This window comes from Pseudomonas sp. JDS08PS003, from assembly GCF_045013505.1.
In the GTDB taxonomy this organism is placed as follows: Bacteria; Pseudomonadota; Gammaproteobacteria; order Pseudomonadales; family Pseudomonadaceae; genus Aquipseudomonas; species Aquipseudomonas protegens_B.
This window is the reverse complement of sequence record NZ_CP120724.1, coordinates 2,294,794-2,313,779: the sequence shown is the minus strand read 5'-3', so window position 1 is coordinate 2,313,779 and position 18,986 is coordinate 2,294,794. Positions and strand designations below refer to the sequence as shown.

14 protein-coding genes are annotated in these 18,986 nt (G+C 60.9%); 4 read left to right on the top strand and 10 right to left on the bottom strand.

The window, feature by feature from the left end:
* Window positions 1-84 precede the first annotated feature (84 nt).
* The 5 genes from topA to P7C00_RS10545 all read right to left on the bottom strand — a co-directional run bounded on the left by topA (window position 85) and on the right by P7C00_RS10545 (window position 7,494).
* On the bottom strand, window positions 85-2,697 hold the full coding sequence (gene topA / locus P7C00_RS10565) for a type I DNA topoisomerase (protein WP_404938878.1): 2,613 nt from the start codon (window positions 2,695-2,697) through the stop codon (window positions 85-87).
* Window positions 2,698-2,811: 114 nt separating this feature from the next.
* On the bottom strand, window positions 2,812-3,048 hold the full coding sequence (locus P7C00_RS10560; protein ID WP_019093731.1) for a DUF1653 domain-containing protein: 237 nt from the start codon (window positions 3,046-3,048) through the stop codon (window positions 2,812-2,814).
* A 99-nt stretch (window positions 3,049-3,147) separates the two neighbouring features.
* On the bottom strand, window positions 3,148-4,323 hold the full coding sequence (gene fadA / locus P7C00_RS10555) for an acetyl-CoA C-acyltransferase FadA (protein ID WP_346631786.1): 1,176 nt from the start codon (window positions 4,321-4,323) through the stop codon (window positions 3,148-3,150).
* Window positions 4,324-4,351: 28 nt separating this feature from the next.
* Entirely contained in the window at window positions 4,352-6,499 is a 2,148-nt protein-coding gene (gene fadB / locus P7C00_RS10550; protein WP_404938876.1) for a fatty acid oxidation complex subunit alpha FadB, read from the bottom strand.
* Between the two features lie 557 nt (window positions 6,500-7,056).
* On the bottom strand, window positions 7,057-7,494 hold the full coding sequence (locus P7C00_RS10545; RefSeq protein ID WP_346631788.1) for a hypothetical protein: 438 nt from the start codon (window positions 7,492-7,494) through the stop codon (window positions 7,057-7,059).
* A gap of 101 nt (window positions 7,495-7,595) precedes the next feature.
* On the opposite strand from P7C00_RS10545, the gene P7C00_RS10540 reads away from it, so the two are divergent.
* Window positions 7,596-8,033 (top strand): universal stress protein, encoded by a 438-nt coding sequence (locus P7C00_RS10540; protein WP_123724037.1) that lies wholly within the window; start codon window positions 7,596-7,598, stop codon window positions 8,031-8,033.
* Between the two features lie 87 nt (window positions 8,034-8,120).
* Here the strand turns inward: P7C00_RS10540 and P7C00_RS10535 are convergent, their stop codons facing one another.
* On the bottom strand, window positions 8,121-10,040 hold the full coding sequence (locus tag P7C00_RS10535) for an ATP-binding cassette domain-containing protein (protein ID WP_404938874.1): 1,920 nt from the start codon (window positions 10,038-10,040) through the stop codon (window positions 8,121-8,123).
* Between the two features lie 213 nt (window positions 10,041-10,253).
* On the opposite strand from P7C00_RS10535, the gene P7C00_RS10530 reads away from it, so the two are divergent.
* Window positions 10,254-12,182: a transglycosylase SLT domain-containing protein gene (locus P7C00_RS10530; protein ID WP_346631789.1), complete on the top strand. Its 1,929-nt coding sequence runs from the start codon at window positions 10,254-10,256 to the stop codon at window positions 12,180-12,182.
* Between the two features lie 135 nt (window positions 12,183-12,317).
* On the opposite strand, the gene P7C00_RS10525 is transcribed toward P7C00_RS10530, so the two are convergent.
* Window positions 12,318-14,096, bottom strand: coding sequence for an ABC transporter transmembrane domain-containing protein (locus tag P7C00_RS10525; protein WP_404938872.1), 1,779 nt, complete (start codon window positions 14,094-14,096; stop codon window positions 12,318-12,320).
* Between the two features lie 259 nt (window positions 14,097-14,355).
* Here P7C00_RS10525 and P7C00_RS10520 point away from each other — a divergent pair, with 259 nt between their 5' ends.
* A complete protein-coding gene (locus P7C00_RS10520; RefSeq protein ID WP_346631791.1) occupies window positions 14,356-14,535 on the top strand; it encodes a PA1571 family protein in 180 nt (59 codons plus the stop codon).
* Between the two features lie 75 nt (window positions 14,536-14,610).
* Here the strand turns inward: P7C00_RS10520 and pdxB are convergent, their stop codons facing one another.
* Window positions 14,611-15,753, bottom strand: a complete 1,143-nt coding sequence (gene pdxB / locus P7C00_RS10515) for a 4-phosphoerythronate dehydrogenase PdxB (protein WP_346631792.1) — start codon at window positions 15,751-15,753, stop codon at window positions 14,611-14,613.
* A 188-nt stretch (window positions 15,754-15,941) separates the two neighbouring features.
* Between pdxB and P7C00_RS10510 the strand changes: the two genes are divergently transcribed.
* Window positions 15,942-17,351, top strand: a complete 1,410-nt coding sequence (locus P7C00_RS10510; protein WP_404938870.1) for an MATE family efflux transporter — start codon at window positions 15,942-15,944, stop codon at window positions 17,349-17,351.
* On the opposite strand, the gene tusA is transcribed toward P7C00_RS10510, so the two are convergent.
* Entirely contained in the window at window positions 17,348-17,599 is a 252-nt protein-coding gene (gene tusA, locus P7C00_RS10505) for a sulfurtransferase TusA (protein WP_047302965.1), read from the bottom strand. The genes P7C00_RS10510 and tusA overlap by 4 nt on opposite strands.
* A 218-nt stretch (window positions 17,600-17,817) precedes the next feature.
* On the bottom strand, window positions 17,818-18,891 hold the full coding sequence (gene rlmM / locus P7C00_RS10500; protein ID WP_404938868.1) for a 23S rRNA (cytidine(2498)-2'-O)-methyltransferase RlmM: 1,074 nt from the start codon (window positions 18,889-18,891) through the stop codon (window positions 17,818-17,820).
* Window positions 18,892-18,986: the final 95 nt, after the last annotated feature.

Here is an 18,986-nt window from a genome sequence, read left to right as displayed (position 1 = left end):
AGAAAGGCCGCATGACACCCGAAGATGTCATGCGGCCTTTTTCATCGATGTGCCAGAAAACAAGTCCCCCAGCACGACAGTCGCTTAGCGCTTGTCTTCGACCTTCCAAGTGCCACCATCGTAGAAGGCACGCCAGCCGGTAGGCTTGCCATCGACCTCGGTCTGCACGTACTGCTCCTTGGTCTTGCGGCTGTAGCGCACCACGGCTGGACGACCATCCGGGTCCTTCTTCGGCGCTTCGCAGAGGAAGTGATACTTCGGATCGATCTCATCCTTGTGCGGGATCAGCTCCAGCACCAGCGGTGCACGGGTCTCGCGGTTCTTCGGGAACTGGCTGGCAGCCAGGAACAGGCCCGAAGCACCGTCGCGCAGGATGTAGGTGTCGTTGACCTTCTCGCATTTCAGCTCAGGCATCTTCACCGGGTCCATCTTCGGCGGCGCCGCATCACCGCTTTTCAGCAGCTTGCGGGTGTTCTTGCAGGTCGGGTTGGTGCAACCGAAGAACTTGCCGAAACGACCTGTCTTGAGCTGCATCTCGCTGCCGCACTTGTCACATTCCAGGCTCGGACCTTCATAGCCCTTGATCCGGTAGCTGCCCTCTTCGATCTCGTAGCCGGCGCAATCCGGATTGTTACCGCAGATGTGCAGCTTGCGCTTCTCATCCAGCAGGTAAGCATCCATCGCCGTACTGCAGATCGGGCAACGGTGCTTGCCGCGCAGTACCAGGGATTCAGATTCACCCTCGTCGTCCGCAGCGATCTCGTCGCCCGGCACCAGGTTGACGGTGGCCTTGCAACGCTCTTTGGGTGGCAGGCTGTAACCCGAGCACCCCAGGAACACGCCAGTGGAGGCGGTACGAATCTGCATCGGCCGACCACAGGTCTGGCACGGAATATCGGTCATCACCGGCTGATTGGCACGCATGCCGGTTTCAGCGCCCTCGGCCACTTCGAGCTTCTTCTTGAAGTCGCCATAGAACTCGTCAAGGACGTTTTTCCAGTCGCGCTCGCCTTGAGCCACGTCATCGAGGTTCTCTTCCATACCGGCAGTGAAGCCGTAGTCCATCAGGTTGGAGAAGCTCTCGGAGAGACGCTCAGTGACGATATCGCCCATCTTTTCCGAATAGAAACGACGGTTGTGCAAGGTCACGTAACCGCGATCCTGGATAGTGGAAATGATTGCCGCATAGGTCGAAGGACGGCCAATACCGCGTTTTTCCATTTCCTTCACCAGGCTGGCTTCGGAGTAACGCGCCGGCGGTTTGGTGAAGTGCTGGCTCGGGTCGAGCTTGATCAACTTCAGCACTTCGCCCTGAGCCATGTCCGGCAATACGTCGTCGTCTCCCGGCTTGCTGATCTGCGGCATGACCCGGGTGTAACCGTCGAACTTGAGGATGCGGCCCTTGGCGCGCAGCTCGAAGTCACCAGCAGCGACGCTGACGGTGGTGGACAAGTATTGCGCCGGCAGCATCTGGCAGGCGACGAACTGGCGCCAGATCAGCTCGTAGAGGCGCTCAGCGTCACGTTCCATGCCCGACAGCTTGCTTGGATGGGTATTCACGTCGGACGGACGAATCGCTTCGTGCGCCTCCTGAGCCCCTTCCTTGCTGCTGTAGACGTTAGGCGAGGCCGGCAGGTACTTATTGCCGAACTCATCTTCGATATAGGTCCGCGCCATCGCCACGGCATCAGCCGAGAGGTTGGTGGAGTCGGTACGCATATAGGTGATGTAACCAGCCTCATACAGACGCTGGGCCATCATCATGGTCTTCTTCACCCCGAAGCCCAGGCGATTGCTCGCGGCCTGCTGCAGGGTAGACGTAATGAAAGGCGCCGACGGCTTGCTGCTGGTGGGCTTGTCTTCACGCTTGGCGACACTGTAGGCCGAAGCCTTGAGCTTCTCCAGGGCAGCCATCGCCTGTGTTTCATTGAGCGGTTTGAAGGCCTCGCCGTTTTCACGGGCTACTTCAAAACGCACATTCGAGCCCTTGGCTGTGCCCAGGTCGGCGTGTACTTCCCAGTATTCTTCAGGGATGAAGGCACGAATCTCACGCTCACGCTCCACCACCAGCTTCACCGCAACCGACTGCACGCGGCCGGCAGACAGGCCACGGGCAATCTTCGCCCACAGCAGCGGCGAGACCATGTAGCCCACCACACGATCGAGGAAGCGACGAGCCTGTTGGGCGTTGACCCGATGAATATCCAGCTCGCCCGGCTGGGAGAAGGCTTCCTGGATTGCCTTCTTGGTGATTTCGTTGAACACCACGCGCTTGTAGCGGCTGTCGTCACCGCCGATGGCTTCCCGCAGGTGCCAGGCGATGGCTTCCCCTTCGCGGTCCAAGTCCGTTGCGAGATAGATGGTGTCGGCATCCTTGGCAAGGCGGCGCAGCTCTTCAATGACCTTTTCCTTGCCAGGAAGGATTTCGTACTTGGCCTTCCAGCCGTGCTCGGGGTCGACGCCCATGCGTGACACCAGCTGCTTGCGCGCTTTTTCCTTCGGCGACAAGGCCGGGGCTTCGCCCGCAGTGGCCTTGCCACGCTTGGCGGCTGGCTCTTTGGCGGCACTCGCCGAACCGCTGGTGGGCAGGTCTCGGATATGGCCGATACTCGACTTCACCACGTATTGGTTGCCCAAGTACTTGTTGATGGTCTTGGCCTTAGCCGGGGATTCCACAATGACCAGCGATTTGCCCATGGATCAGAAAATTCCTGAATTCGAGAAGTGAAAGGCGGTTGGCGCCTGACGCGGCCCCGCTATATATAGTGGCAACAAGGTGAGGTCAAGCGCAGGGTACTGCGCGACCTGCGCTCAAGCCGGTGAAAAAAGACTGGGTTCGGCCTGCACCAAAGCAAAGCGTGGGACCTGCTCGCCGTCAACTTCGACCGACTCCAGGAACATGCTCAAGGGGCGTACCCAAAAGCCGTAATCCCCATACAGGGCTTGGTAAAACACCACTTCTTCTTCCGTTTCCGAGTGCCGCGCCACGCTGAAAACGCGGTACTGCGGCCCCTTGTAATGCTGATAGAGCCCGGGTTGTAACTGCATGCTCTGGCCCTCGTGCAATTCTTTTCAAAATAAAAACAAATAAATCTACAGAAAAACAAAAACCGGGGCACAGGGCCCCGGCTTCCATCAACCCAACGCTTAAACGCGTTCGAAGACGGTCGAGATGCCCTGGCCAAGGCCGATGCACATGGTGGACACACCGAAGGTGCCGCCATTCTGCTTCATGACGTTGAGCAGGGTCCCGGAGATACGCGCACCGGAGCATCCGAATGGGTGACCCAAGGCGATCGCGCCGCCGTGCAGGTTAACCTTCTCGTTCATCTTGTCGAGCACTTTCAAATCTTTCAGCACTGGCAGGGCCTGTGCGGCGAAAGCTTCGTTGAGCTCGAAGAAGTCGATATCGTTGATGCCCAGGCCCGCGCGCTTCAGGGCTTTCTGCGTGGCCGGTACTGGACCATAGCCCATGATGGCCGGATCCACACCCGCCACCGCCATGGAACGGATCACTGCCAGCGGCTGGATGCCCAGATCCTGGGCACGCTGGGCCGACATCACGATCATGCACGAGGCGCCGTCGGTGATCTGCGACGAAGTACCGGCAGTCACGGTACCACCTTTAGGGTTGAACGCCGGCTTCAGGGCCGCCAGGCTCTCTAGGGTGGTCTCGGGACGGATGGTTTCGTCGTAATCGAACAGTTTCAGGAAACCGTTCTCGTCGTAGCCCTGCATCGGGATGATCTCATCCTTGAACTTGCCTTCCACAGTCGCCTTGTGGGCGAGCTGGTGGGAACGCACGCCGAAGGCGTCCTGCTGCTCACGGGTGATGCCGTGCATCTTGCCCAGCATCTCGGCGGTCAGGCCCATCATGCCCGAGGCTTTGGCCGCGTACAGGGACATGTGCGGGTTCGGATCGACACCGTGCATCATGCTCACGTGCCCCATGTGCTCGACGCCGCCGACCACGAACACGTCACCGTTGCCGGTCATGATCGCTTGCGCAGCAGTGTGCAGGGCACTCATGGACGAGCCACACAGCCGGCTGACGGTCTGGCCAGCCGAGGTGTGCGGGATCTGGGTCATCAGCGACGCCATGCGCGCGATGTTCCAGCCCTGCTCCAGGGTCTGGTTGACGCAGCCCCAGATCACGTCCTCGACTTCCGCCGGGTCGACCTTGCTGTTGCGTTCCAGCAGTTTGCTGATCAGGTGCGCCGACATGTCTTCGGCGCGGGTGTTGCGGTGCATGCCGCCCTTGGAGCGGCCCATCGGAGTACGACCGAAGTCGACAATCACGACGTCTCTAGGATTCAAGCTCATATGTTCACTCTCGCTCTAGTGTGGGCGCTTAACCGAAGAAGCTCTGGCCGTTCTTGGCCATTTCACGCAGCTTCGCGGTCGGGTGGTACAGCGCGCCCAGATCGGCGTACTGGTCGGCCAGGGCAACGAACTCGGCAACACCGATGGAATCGATGTAGCGCAGCGCACCGCCACGGAATGGAGGGAAACCAATACCGTAGACCAGGCCCATGTCAGCTTCGGCAGCGGTTTCAACGATGCCGTCTTCCAGGCAACGAACGGTTTCCAGGCACAGCGGGATCATCATCCAGTTGATGATGTCTTCGTCGCTGACTTCACGCTGTTCGTAGACGATTGGCTTGAGCACTTCCAGCACCGATGGATCGGCAACCTTCTTCTGCTTGCCCTTCTTGTCGGTCTCGTAGGCGTAGAAACCTTTGCCGTTCTTCTGGCCCAGGCGCTTGGCTTCGTAGAGCACGTCCACGGCCGAACGACGATCATCCTTCATGCGATCCGGGAAGCCTTCAGCCATCACGTCACGCCCGTGGTGACCGGTGTCGATGCCGACCACGTCCATCAGGTACGCCGGGCCCATTGGCCAGCCGAATTTTTCCATGATCTTGTCGATGCGCACAAAATCCACACCGGCACTGACCAGCTTGGCGAAACCGCCGAAGTACGGGAACAGTACGCGGTTGACCAAAAAGCCTGGGCAGTCGTTGACCACGATCGGGTTCTTGCCCATTTTCTTGGCGTAGGCAACGGTGGTCGCTACCGCCAGTTCGCTGGACTTCTCGCCACGGATCACTTCAACCAACGGCATCATGTGCACCGGGTTGAAGAAGTGCATGCCGACGAAATTTTCCGGACGCTTGAGGGCCTTGGCCAGCAGGCTGATGGAAATGGTCGAGGTGTTGGACGCCAGGATGGTGTCTTCCTTGACCTGACCTTCCACTTCAGCCAGCACGATCTGCTTGACCTTGGGGTTCTCGACTACGGCTTCGACCACCAGGTCGACGTTGCCGAAATCACCGTAGGACAGGGTCGGACGAATGCCATTGAGCACTTCGGCCATCTTCGCTGCGGTCATGCGGCCTTTATCAACGCGGCCTACCAGCAGTTTCGCGGCTTCTGCCAGACCCTGCTCGATACCGTGCTCGTTGATGTCCTTCATCAGGATCGGCGTGCCCTTGGAGGCAGACTGATAGGCGATACCGCCGCCCATGATGCCGGCGCCCAGCACGGCAGCCTGCTTCACGTCCTTGGCGATCTCGTCGTAGGCCTTGGCCTTTTTCTTCAGCTCCTGATCGTTCAGGAACAGACCGATCAGGCTCTGTGCGGCAGAGGTCTTGGCCAGTTTGACGAAGCCGGCGGCTTCTACTTCCAGAGCCTTGTCGCGGCCAAAGTTGGCGGCTTTCTGAATGGTCTTGATCGCTTCCACCGGCGCCGGGTAGTTCGGACCCGCCTGGCCGGCAACGAAACCTTTGGCGGTTTCGAAAGCCATCATCTGCTCAATGGCGTTGAGCTTGAGCTTTTCCAACTTAGGCTGACGCTTTGCCTTGTAGTCGAACTCGCCGGAAATGGCGCGCTTGGCCAGGGCCAGAGCGGCATCCTTGAGTTTATCGGGAGCAACCACAGCATCGACGGCACCGACTTTCAGCGCGTCTTCAGCACGGTTTTCCTTGCCAGCAGCGATCCACTCGATGGCGTTGTCGGCACCGATGATGCGCGGCAGACGCACGGTACCGCCGAAGCCCGGGTAGATGCCCAGCTTGACTTCCGGCAGGCCGATCTTGGCACTGGCAGCCATGACGCGGTAATCCGCGGCCAGGCACATTTCCAGACCACCGCCCAGGGCGATGCCATTGATCGCGGCAACGGTCGGCACGTTGAGGTCTTCGAAATCGCTGAAGATCTTGTTGGCTTCGAGGTTGCCAGCCACCAGCTCGGCATCCGGCAGCTTGAAGTTGTCGACAAACTCGGTGATGTCGGCGCCGACGATGAACACGTCCTTGCCACTGCTGACGATCACGCCCTTGATCGAAGCATCTGCCTTGATGGTGTCAACAGCCTGACGCAATTCATTCAGGGTTAGACGGTTGAACTTGTTGACGGACTCACCCTTGAGGTCGAAATTCAATTCGACGATGCCACTTTCAAGAGCCTTAACCGTGATGGCTTTACCTTCGTAAATCATCAACTGATCTCCACGATATGGAAGCTGAACAGTACACGTCGGACGCTGACTTCTGGCTTGGCACTAACGTCACCGTCGATGCTAACGCCAATCCGCCAGGCACACCCGCCAACGCGATAGTCGGGATTCTGTATAGAGCCGCCTGCGATGCAAACGCTCATTTCATACGCCCGTTTGATTTGGGTACGCCACATTCAGGGAAAATCCGACAATTGTCAATCGTACAAAACGCTGTTTGAAACGCGACTTTGCGGTCACTTCACTGCTCCCCGGACGATCAACACGACCCTGCATTCATCGCCATTCATAGGATCAATATTTAGAAAAATCGCCCTAAATCGTCCGCCCACAGGGAACGATAACGACTAAGCTGGGGATATATCTGAAGAAAAGATCAGAAAGTTTTTATCGAATAGGGGCACAGCCCAGACAGCAAGAAGCCACCCGAGAGTGGCTCAAACAAGATTACCGGCCTGCCTGGCCATCCCGCCCGATGCTGAGTCGGGCTTTTTATTGCCAAACACCCACGATTGCGGCGGGTGCCCTCATCCATGGCTTCAGGCCAAGGCCTTGAGCACCGAGGCGATATCCTGCAGAACACTGACCTCGCCGCGCTCGCTCCAGTACAGGGCAATCAGCTGCTTGTCCGCTTCAACCTTGAAGACCCCTGGCGGCAAGGTCTGCAGATGCTGGAGCAGCGACTCATCGACACAGGGCTCACGCCACTGATTGACCCAGCTCCCGGGGGCTATCTGCCAGTAACTCCAGCAGGCCGATTGTGCGCTGCGCCTCGGCCGGTGGTATTGCGGGCAAGGATTGGGCGGCTCCTGACCCAGCCAATGCGGCCATTCCTGGGGTGCCAGTTGCATGGCCAACCCCATGCGCCGCGCCTCCATGCGCAAGGCGATCAAGCCGCTCTGGCGGCGCGAGGGCCGCAGCCACGCCAACGGGCTCAGAACCACCGCAAGGATTGACACCACTATCCAGACCGTCATATCAGTACTCTCGATTTTTTGATGAGCGGGGCCTGGGTGAAACCAACCCGCTTGAAACCAGCCATACTTGAAACTATTGCAATCCTCAGGAGGAGCGCCTCATGTCCTACCACCATATTCTGGTCGCCGTAGATTTAACCGAAGAGTGCGATCCTGTTATCCACCGCGCTCGCGAGCTGTCGGTGAGCAATGGGGCCAAGCTGTCCCTGGTGCACATCGTCGAACCGATGGCCATGGCCTTCGGCGGTGACGTGCCCATGGATCTTTCGCAACTGCAGCAGCAACAGTTCGACCAAGCCAAGGAACGCCTGGATCGACTGATCCACAAGTACCCAGAGCTGACCAAGGAATACAGTCACCTGACTTATGGACAGCCGCGCCAGGAAATACACCATCTGGCCAAGGAACAGGAATGCGACCTGATTGTGGTGGGCAGCCACGGCCGTCATGGCCTGGCCCTGCTGCTGGGCTCCACCGCCAATGACGTCCTGCACGGCGCACCGTGTGACGTGCTGGCTGTGCACCTGGCCAAACGCTAAGCCCTCGCCCGACAGCTGCCAAACCGGTAACTGCTGCGAAAAAAAGCCCGACGCTGAAGTCGGGCTTTTTTATCACTCGCCAGTCACTCAGGCATCCAGTTCGGCCCAGCGCTCGACCATCTGCTCCAGCTCGGCATTCAACTGCTCCAACCGGGCAATGACCGCAGCGGTTTCAGCCGCCGGGCGCTGATAGAAGCCGGCATCGGCCATTTCCGCCTCGACCCCGGCGATCTGTTGCTCCATGGCATCGATCTGCCCCGGCAACGCCTCAAGCTCACGCTGCAATTTGTAGCTGAGCTTCTTCTTCGCCGGAGCGTCCTGCACAGGGGCTGGCGCTGCGGCTTGCACCGGCGCAACCACGGCGGAATTCAGTTCGGCCTTGCCGGACTTGTTCTCGGTAACCCCCAGCAACCGCGGCGAGCCGCCCTGGCGCAGCCAGTCCTGATAACCGCCAACGTACTCGCGAACCTTGCCTTCACCCTCAAAGACCAGGGTGCTGGTCACCACGTTGTCGAGGAAGGCCCGGTCGTGGCTGACCATCAGCACGGTGCCCTGGAAGGTCAGCAACACCTCTTCCAGCAGCTCGAGGGTTTCCACATCAAGGTCGTTGGTCGGTTCGTCGAGGACCAGCAGGTTGGCCGGCTTGCTGAACAGCTTCGCCAACAACAACCGGGCACGCTCACCGCCAGACAATGCCTTGACCGGCGTACGAGCACGTTGCGGGCTGAACAGGAAGTCACCGAGGTAGCTGAGGACGTGACGACTCTGCCCATCGATCTCGATGAAGTCACGACCTTCGGCAACGTTGTCGATCACGGTCTTTTCCAGGTCCAACTGATGGCGCAACTGGTCGAAGTAGGCCACGTCGATCCGCGTCCCCTCTTCCACCTTGCCGCTGCTAGGCACCAGGCCGCCGAGCATCAGCTTGAGCAACGTGGTCTTGCCGGTGCCGTTGGCGCCCAGAAGGCCAATGCGGTCGCCGCGCTGCAGGACCATGGAGAAGTCCTTGACCAGGAACGGGCCGTCCGGGTGAGCGAAGCTGACATTCTCCAGCACCATCACCTGTTTGCCGGACTTGTCGGCGGTTTCCAGCTGGATATTGGCCTTGCCGGTACGCTCGCGACGTTCGCTACGCTCCACGCGCAGCGCCTTGAGGGCCCGCACACGCCCCTCGTTACGGGTACGCCGGGCCTTGATGCCCTGGCGAATCCACACTTCTTCCTGGGCCAGACGTTTGTCGAACAGTGCGTTGGCGGTCTCTTCAGCCGCCAACATGGCTTCCTTGTGTACCAGGAAGCTGGCGTAGTCGCCGTTCCAGTCGATCAGGCCACCGCGGTCCAGTTCGAGGATGCGGGTGGCCAGGTTCTGCAGGAAGGAACGGTCGTGGGTAATAAAGAGGACGGCGCCCTGGAAATCCTTCAGCGCCTCTTCCAGCCAGGCAATGGCGCCGATGTCCAGGTGGTTGGTCGGCTCGTCGAGGAGCAGCAGATCCGGCTCGGATACCAGGGCCTGCGCCAACAGCACGCGACGCCGCCAGCCACCGGACAACTCGGCGAGGGTCTTGTCGGCGGGCAGCTGGAGGCGGCTCAGGGTGCTGTCCACCAGTTGCTGCAGGCGCCAGCCGTCACGGGCTTCGAGGTCGTGCTGGACGTGCATCAGTTTTTCCAGATCGGCGTCGGTGACGATGTTCTGGCTCAGATGGTGGTACTGGGCCAGCAGCTCGCCAACACCGTCCAGGCCCTGGGCAACCACGTCGAACACGGTCCGCTCGTCGGCCACAGGCAATTCCTGGGGCAATTCGCCGATCTTCAGACCGGGTGCGCGCCATACGGAGCCGTCGTCGGGCTTCTGATCGCCCTTGACCAGCTTCATCATGCTGGATTTGCCAGTACCGTTACGGCCGATGATGCACACCCGCTCACCACGGGCGATCTGCCAGGACACCTTGTCCAACAACGGCATGGCGCCGAAAGCAAGGGACACATCGCTGAATTTGAGCAGGGTCATGTTCTTCTCCAAAAACCGGGCGCGCATTCTACCTGACTTGCGCCCTCAGAAGGCCCGCTATTTCGCCACCGGCGACCCCGAAGGCACTTTTGTTGCCAACTGATGCCAAGGGCTCGGCAAAGCTTTCACCGGTTGCTGGCAAAAGGCTAAGCTAGTGAACAATCAGTGTTGGCCCTGTCGGCACTTGTCATGATTTCTCTGCCCGGATGTCTCATGCGCAGTCGCCTTTTCAGCCTTTTATCCTGTCTGCTTCTTTCCGCCACTGCCGTCCAATCCACACAGGCGGCGGACCTGACCCAGCAACGCCAATATTACGATGAAGCCAAGCGCGCCCTGGCCAAGGGCGATTCAGGCCCTTACTTCCGTTATGCCGATGCCCTGCGCGACTACCCGCTGGAGCCTTACCTGGCCTATGACGAACTTACCGCCCGCCTGAAGAGCGCCAGCAACGCCGAGATCGAGAAATTCCTCGCCGAACATGGCGACCTGCCTCAAGCCAACTGGATGAAACTGCGCTGGTTGCGCTGGCTGGCGGAACGCGGCGACTGGGCCACCTTCACCCGGTATTACGACCCAAAACTCAACTTCACCGAGCTGGACTGCCTCAACGGCCAGTACCAACTGGGCCATAACCTCAAGGCCGAGGGCTACGCCGCCACCGAAAAGCTCTGGCTGACCGGCAAATCCCAACCGGCCGCCTGTGACGCGCTGTTCGCCCAATGGGCCGCCGAAGGCCAACTGACCGAACAGAAGCGCTGGCAGCGGGCCAAGCTGGCGGCCGAAGCCCGCAACTATCCCCTGGCCAACAGCCTGGTCAAGAGCATGACCACCCTCGCGCCCCAGGGCCGCCTGCTGGTGGACGTGGCACAAAAACCGGAGCTACTGAGCCAGCCTTCGCGCTTCCAGCCCGCCGATGAAGCGATGTCCGACGTGGTCGGCCTGGGCCTGCGCCGCCTGGCTCGCCAGGACCCGGACAAGGCCATGGCCCTGCTGGACGGCTATGCCAGCAGCATGCACTTCTCCCGTGACGAAAAAGTGGCCATTGCCCGCGAAATCGGCCTGACCCTGGCCCGGCGCTTCGATAGCCGCGCTCTGGACGTCATGACCAAGTACGACCCCGAGCTGCGGGACAACACCGTCTCCGAATGGCGCCTGCGCCTGCTGCTGCGTCTGGCGCGCTGGGAAGATGCCTACCAGTTGACCCGCAAGCTGCCTCAGGACCTGGCCAGCACCAACCGCTGGCGCTACTGGCAGGCGCGCAGCCTGGAACTGGCCCAGCCAAAGAACCCCCAGGCCCTGGTGTTGTTCAAAGGCCTGGCCCGGGAGCGTGACTTCTACGGTTTCCTCGCCGCCGATCACGCCAAGGCCCCTTATCAGCTGAACAACCAGCCGCTGATGTTGAGCCAGGCGGTCATCAACAAGGTGCGCAATACCCCAGGCGTGCGTCGCGCCCTGGAGTTTCATGCCCGAGGCCAGATCGTCGACGGTCGCCGTGAGTGGTACCACGTCAGCCGGCACTTCAACCGCGACGAAATGGTGGCCCAGGCCAGGCTGGCCTACGACCTGAAATGGTACTTCCCGGCCATTCGCACCATCAGCCAGGCCCAGTACTGGGATGACCTGGACATCCGCTTCCCCATGGCTCACCGCGACACCCTGGTGCGCGAAGCCAAGGTCCGTGGCCTGCATTCCAGCTGGGTGTTCGCCATCACCCGCCAGGAAAGCGCCTTTATGGACGATGCCCGTTCCCACGTGGGCGCCAGCGGCCTGATGCAATTGATGCCCGGCACTGCCAAGGAGACCGCGCGCAAGTTCAGCATTCCCCTGGCCTCTCCCCAGCAAGTGCTGGACCCGGACAAGAACATCCAACTGGGTGCGGCGTACCTGAGCCAGGTCCACAGCCAGTTCAACGGCAACCGGGTACTGGCATCTGCCGCCTATAACGCGGGGCCTGGACGGGTGCGTCAATGGCTCAAGGGCGCCGACCACTTGAGTTTCGACGTGTGGGTGGAAAGCATTCCCTTCGACGAAACCCGCCAGTATGTGCAGAACGTGCTGTCCTACTCGGTGATCTACGGCCAGAAGCTCAACTCGCCACAGCCGCTGGTCGACTGGCATGAGCGCTACTTCGACGATCAGTGAAGCCAGCCTCCCCACAAGCCCGCAGTGATGCGGGCTTTTTATTGGGCTGCCACCCCCACGGGAGCTGGCTTGCCAGCGAAGAGGCCTTCGAGCTCGGCGCCAACCTGATGGCCGCTCTCGCCGGCCAGCCGGCTCCTACACAGGTGCCTGAGGGCCGTCGTTGAATTGCAGGGCCGCCAGGCGCGCATACAGCGGGTTGCTGGCAATCAGTTGCTGATGAGTGCCCACGGCCACCAGCCTGCCCTGGTCCATGACCGCAATCCGGTCGGCATTTTTCACCGTGGCCAGGCGATGAGCGATCACCAGGGTGGTACGGTTCTTCATCAGGCTGGGCAAGGCTTGCTGAATCAGATGCTCACTCTGCGCATCCAGGGCGCTGGTGGCCTCGTCCAGCAACAGGATCGGCGCATCCACCAACAGCGCGCGAGCGATTGCCAGGCGTTGTCGCTGTCCGCCGGAAAGCCCCAGCCCGCCATCCCCTAGATGAGTCTGATAACCCTCTGGCATCTGCTCGATGAACTCGTGGGCATAGGCGATCTTCGCCGCGTCCTGGACCTGGCTCAGGGTCGCATCAGGATTGCCGTAGCGAATGTTCTCTTCGATGCTGCCGTAGAACAGCGCCGGACTCTGCGACACCAGGGCAAAACAGCGCCGCAGATCCAGCGGATCGAGCTGGGTCAGGGGCACGCCATCCAGCAGTATCCGCCCCTGCTGCGGGTCGTAGAAACGCAGCAGTAGATCATAGAGGGTGGATTTGCCCGCCCCGGACGGCCCGACCAACGCCAGGGTTTCTCCGGCATGGATCTTCAGGCTCAGGCCATCGACGGCGTAGCGGTCCGGCCGTGACGGATAGGAAAAGCCCAGGCCGTCCAGTTCCAGATCACCCCGCACGCGTGCCGGTAAGCTCACCAGGCCGCTACTGGGTGCCTGGATAATGTTGTCCGCCCGCAGCAGTTCGGCGATCCGCTCCGCAGCCCCGGCAGCGCGTTGCAGTTCGCCTATGACCTCACTCAAGGTGCCGAAGGCGCTACCGACGATCAGGCTGTAGAACACGAACGCCGCCAGCTCACCACCGGAAATGCGCCCGGCGATCACATCCATGCCACCGACCCAGAGCATCACCCCCACCGCGCCCAAGACCAGCACGATCACCAGGGTGATCAACCAGGCACGTTGGACAATACGCTTGCGCGCGGTATCGAAGGCCTGCTCCACCGTCACGGCAAAACGCTGCTCGTCCTGGGCCTGGTGGTTGTAGGCCTGGACCGTCTTGATCTGACCAAGCGTCTCGGACACATAGCTGCCGACATCGGCGACCCGGTCCTGGCTCAGCCGCGACAGACTACGCACCCGACGGCCGAAAATCAGGATCGGCACCAGCACCAGAGGCAAGGCCACCACCACTATGCTGGTGAGCTTGGGATTGGTGACGAACAGCAAGACGATCCCCCCCAACACCATCAGCGCATTACGCAGGAACAACGACAACGAAGAACCGATCACCGACTGCAGCAAGGTGGTGTCCGCCGTGAGTCGCGACTGGATCTCCGAACTGCGATTGTTCTCGTAGAATCCGGGATGCAGGTAGATCAGGTGATTGAACACCTGGCGCCGGATATCCGCTACACAGCGCTCACCGATCCAGGACACCAGATAGAAACGCACGAAAGTGCCTACCGCCAGGGCCAGGACCAGCAGCAGGAACAGAGCAATGGACTGATTCAGCAAATGCGGGGACTGGGTCATGAAACCCTGATCCACCAAAAGGCGAATCCCCTGCCCCATGGACAGGGTGATGCCCGCAGTGACAATCAATGCCAGCAAGGCACCAAGCGCCTGCCAACGGTAGGGAGCGATAAAACGGCTGGCCAGATGCAACGCCCGGCGATGACGAGAAGAGAGCATGCAGTTCATCCATTGGCGCACCGGCGACCGACCCGTTGTAGCGGCAGCAACGAGAGGAATTCGCAGGAACTTTGCTAAATCACAATGAGTCAGGTTGATTATGACCGCTGACACTAGAGCCTAGAGATTATCGGTCTAATCTGTGGCTGGCACTCCCCGGGCATTTCTGTTGGAGTGAAGTCGCCGGGCCAGCCCTTGCGGAGTTCTGTAACAGCTTGGTCACCCGGCCATTCTAGAGTAAGCACACAACCTGATGAGGAGACAGGCCATGTCCTTGCAACACAGCAGCAATGACAAGATTCAAGTGATCCGTACCCAGCCGAACCAGTCTCTGGGGTGTGCCATCATCGACGCCCAGGGTCGCGAAGTACCTATTACTGAAGACATGATCCAGAACGCCTGCCGCGAACTGGAAAAGCGACTGGTCAAGCCTGCTCAGCAAGATTGACACTCAGCCTCACGTCCTCTTGACCCGGCCAGACGGCCGGGTTTTTTATGCGCGCGCAATACTGCTTGCACGGGTTCAGAGTTCGCTGGCGCCCAGGGCTCGGACGATCTGGCTCAGAGCTGGCGAATCACCCTGAATCCGCACTTGCAGCCCGTCGATCTCGCGACGCTCCGGATAATGCTTGCGCAAGCCATCAAAGGCGCTGCGTTGCTGGGCAACATCATCCGCCAGGCTGCGGCGAAAATCCGCATCATCACGGCGCGGGTCGTACACCGCCCGACAGATCATCGCAAGGGCCCAGGCCGGGTCGGCATTGGCATTCAGGCTGACTTGCGACACCCACGGCGCCGGCAGCAAGGTGGCCAGGCCGACCTGTTCAGCCTGACCGAGGAAGCGGCAATAGGCCTGGTAGATCTGCGCCGTGCCACGCTGCTTGCCATCCAGGCTGTAGCCGGCGATATGGGGCGTAGCCAGCACGCAGAGGTCCGCCAGCTCGCGATCCACTGTCGGCTCCTCTTCCCAGACATCCAGCACCGCCTGCAAATCCTCACGCTGCAGCAACACTTCACGCAGCGCCTGGTTATCCACCACCGGGCCACGGGCCGCATTGATCAGCCAGGTACCTTGCTTGAGCTGATTCAAGCGCTGCCGATCCAGCAGGTGCCAGGTGGAATGCTCGCCCTGCCGAGCCAGAGGCGTATGCAGGCTGATGACGTCGCAACGTTCAATCAATTGCTCCAGGCTGACGTAGTCACCGCCTTCCGCTGCCTGTCGCTGCGGGTCACAGACCAGGACCTGCCAACCCAGACCACGCAGGACCTTGATCAAACGCCCGCCGACTTCACCGGCCCCCACCACGCCGTAACAGCGTTGAGCCAGATCCGCCCCTTCGATCTCGGCCAGGGTCAACAGACTGCCCAGCACATAATCCACCACACCACGGGCATTGCAGCCCGGCGCACTGGACCAACTGATCCCCGCTTGCTGGAAGTAGTCCAGGTCCAGATGATCGGTGCCGATGGTGCAAGTGCCGACAAACCGCACCGGACTGCCTTCCAGCAATTGGCGGTCGACTTGTGTCACCGAGCGCACTAGCAACACATCCGCCTGCTCCACGGTAGCCCGATCAATGGCGCGCCCGGGGAAACGCCGGATCTCGCCGAAACCGGCAAAGAACTCTTCGATCAGGGGAATATTTTCGTCGGCAACAATCAACATGGCAGGCTCCTCGTGCGGAGCCGCAGTGTAGGCGCAGATGACAGGGCGAGCCAGCACGGCTTGAGGCCGAGCGCTCATTTCCCGGCGGCGTGCCATTACAAATCCACAACACTGGATTTTTTCCTGACCAGAGTGTCAACGCGTAGACTGTCGCGTCCCGCGCAACACACCTATGGACGCTACGCCCCGTGAATTCCGTGACCGACACCCCCCTCACCCCTGCCACCAGCCGCCCTGCCCGGGTCGGGCGCGAACTGCGCGACCTGCTGCGCCTGGCCTTGCCCATCATGATTGCCCAGGTGGCCACCACCGCCATGGGCTTTGTCGACGCCGTCATGGCCGGTCGGGTCAGTCCCCGGGATCTCGCGGCCGTAGCCCTGGGCAACTCGATCTGGATTCCGGTGTTCCTGCTGATGACCGGCACTCTGCTGGCCACCACACCCAAGGTGGCGCAGCGCTTTGGTGCCGGCACGCTGCATGAGATCGGTCCGCTGGTGCGCCAGGCCTTGTGGCTGGCTGTAGTGACCGGCATCTCGGCCACGCTGATACTGATCAGCGCCGAACCGATACTGCACCTGATGAAGGTCGACCCGGAACTGATCAAACCCTGCATGGGCTATCTGCACGGCATCGCCAGCGGCCTGCCGGCAGTCGCGCTGTACTACGTGCTGCGCTGCTTGAGCGACGGACTGGGCCGCACAGTGCCGAGCATGGTCATCGGGCTTTGTGGCCTGGCCCTCAACATCCCCATCAACTACATCTTCATCTATGGTCACTTCGGCGTGCCGGCCATGGGTGGCGTCGGCTGTGGCTGGGCCACGGCGATCGTGATGTGGGTCATGATGCTGGGCATGGCCGGCTGGGTTCACTGGGCGCCGGCCTATCGCAAGATCCAGCTGTTCAGCCAGTTCGACTGGCCACAATGGGCGGTGATCAAGCGCCTGGTGAGTATCGGTCTGCCCATTGGCATCGCGGTATTCGCCGAGTCGAGCATCTTCGCGGTGATTGCCCTGTTGATCGGCAGCCTGGGAGCCACAGTAGTGGCCGGACACCAGATCGCCCTCAACGTCAGCGCCCTGATGTTCATGATCCCCTACTCCCTGGCCATGGCCGTAACGGTACGGGTCGGCCAGTCTCTGGGGCGCCAGCAACCGCGCGACGCACGCTTCAGCGCCGGAGTCGGCATGGGCGCGGCACTGGCCTACGCCTGCTTGTCGGCGAGCCTGATGTACCTGCTGCGCGAACCCATCGCCTCGATCTACACCAACGACCCGATGGTGATCCAGGTGGCCTCGATGCTCATTGTGTACTCGGCGTTGTTCCAGTTTTCCGATGGAATTCAGGTCACCGCCGCCGGCGCACTGCGGGGCTATCAGGACACCCGGGTGACCATGATCCTGACCTTGTTCGCCTACTGGGGGATTGGTTTGCCGGTGGGCTACGCCCTGGGCCTGACCGATTGGTTCGGAGCGGCGCGGGGCCCGAGCGGTCTGTGGGAGGGGTTGATTGCCGGTTTGACCTGCGCAGCGCTGATGCTGTTGATCCGCCTGACACGCAGTGCGCGCAAGCAGATCCGCATCGGCCGTTCGGCGGGTTAATCGAGCTTCTTGCGAATCCAGTAGAGATAGGTGCCAGCCTCTTCCTGCTGCGCCACCAGTTCGTGATCAAGGAACACACAGAACTTGGGAATGTCGCGGCGGGTGGAGGGGTCGGTAGCGATCACTTTCAACAACCCGCCGGCGGGCAGGTCACGAATGTGCTGGTGCAGCATCATCACCGGCTCGGGGCAATTGAGACCGGTGGCGTCGAGGGTGCCGTCAACCGGCGTATCGATGATTTGACTCATGGTTCACTCCTGAAACAGGCGGCCATTGTCGCGCAATGGCGCCATCCGGTCATCTGTTGCGGTGATCCTGCGGGCGTCACCACAACACCCCGCGCCCGCAAGAGCTGGCGGGTGTAGGCGCTGGCTTGCCAGCGAAAACGTCCTCCTGGGCAACACAAGGCTCCAGGGCCCTTTCGCCGGCAGCCGGCTCCTACGGGGCGTTGCGTGGTATGGCGGGGCTACGCCGATTTGGGCTTTTTCACATCCAGACGGCGCAGGTGGCAAGTGACTTCCTCGCGGTCGTGATACAGCTGCTTGCAGCCGATCGCCACACGAATCCCCCGCGCTTTAAAGCCCTCTTCAATCCGCTCCAGCAAACGCTTCACTTCGGCGTAACGCTGCTTCATCGGCAGTTTCAGGTTGACCACGGCCTCGCGACAATGACCCTCGCCGATCCAGGTTTCCAGAAGTGCGGCGTTGCGCGCCGGCTTCTCGACGATGTCGCAGACCATCCAGTCCACCGGCTGCCGTGGTTTGAAGGTAAAGCCGTCCGCCATCAGGTGCTGCACCAGGCCGGTGTCCATCAGGCTTTCGGCCATCGGGCCGTTATCGACGGCCGTCACCAGCATGCCGCGATTGACCAACTGCCAGGTCCAGCCGCCCGGCGCCGCGCCCAGGTCGACTCCGGTCATGTCGCTGTGCAGACGCTCGTCCCACTGATCCCGGGGGATGAAGTGATGCCAGGCCTCTTCCAGTTTCAGGGTCGAACGGCTTGGCGCTTCCCGCGGGAACTTCAACCGTGGAATGCCCATCGGCCACATGGCCGAGTTGCCGGCATCCGCCAGTCCGACAAAGACTTCACGCCCACTCTTGAAGGTCAACAGCAAGCGCGGCTTGGCGGCATCCTCCACCAGCTTGCCGGCAGCAGTCAGGGCCTTGCGCAGCGGACCTTCGAACTTCTTGCAGAAGTTCGACAGTTCCTTGCCGTCGTTGGTGTCCACCACTTCCAGCCACAGGCTGCCGCACTGGGGGAAGTGGGCCAGATGGGCGAGGATCACACTGATGCGGTCGGTTTCCGGCAGCTCGACGAAACCGCCACGGGCCCACTGCCGGGGGAAGATCAGGTCGGCAAAGTGCAGCCCCTGCATCAGGCGCTGGGTGCCGTCGTCCTCGGTACAGATGAACTCGGCGCAGGCGGTGCTGGGTTTGGCCTTGGCGTAGCCGGCAACATTCAGCCGGGCCGCGTGGTCGGCGATCTCGGAGCAGACTTCACCCTCGAAACCGGGCCGGCAATGGATAAACAGGGTGTTCATTGAATCTCCTGGGCAAATGGCGACGAATCGATGCGCAAACCTGCCCTGTAGCAAAGCCTGTCACGAAAACCGGCGCATGATAACCGAGTTCGGAA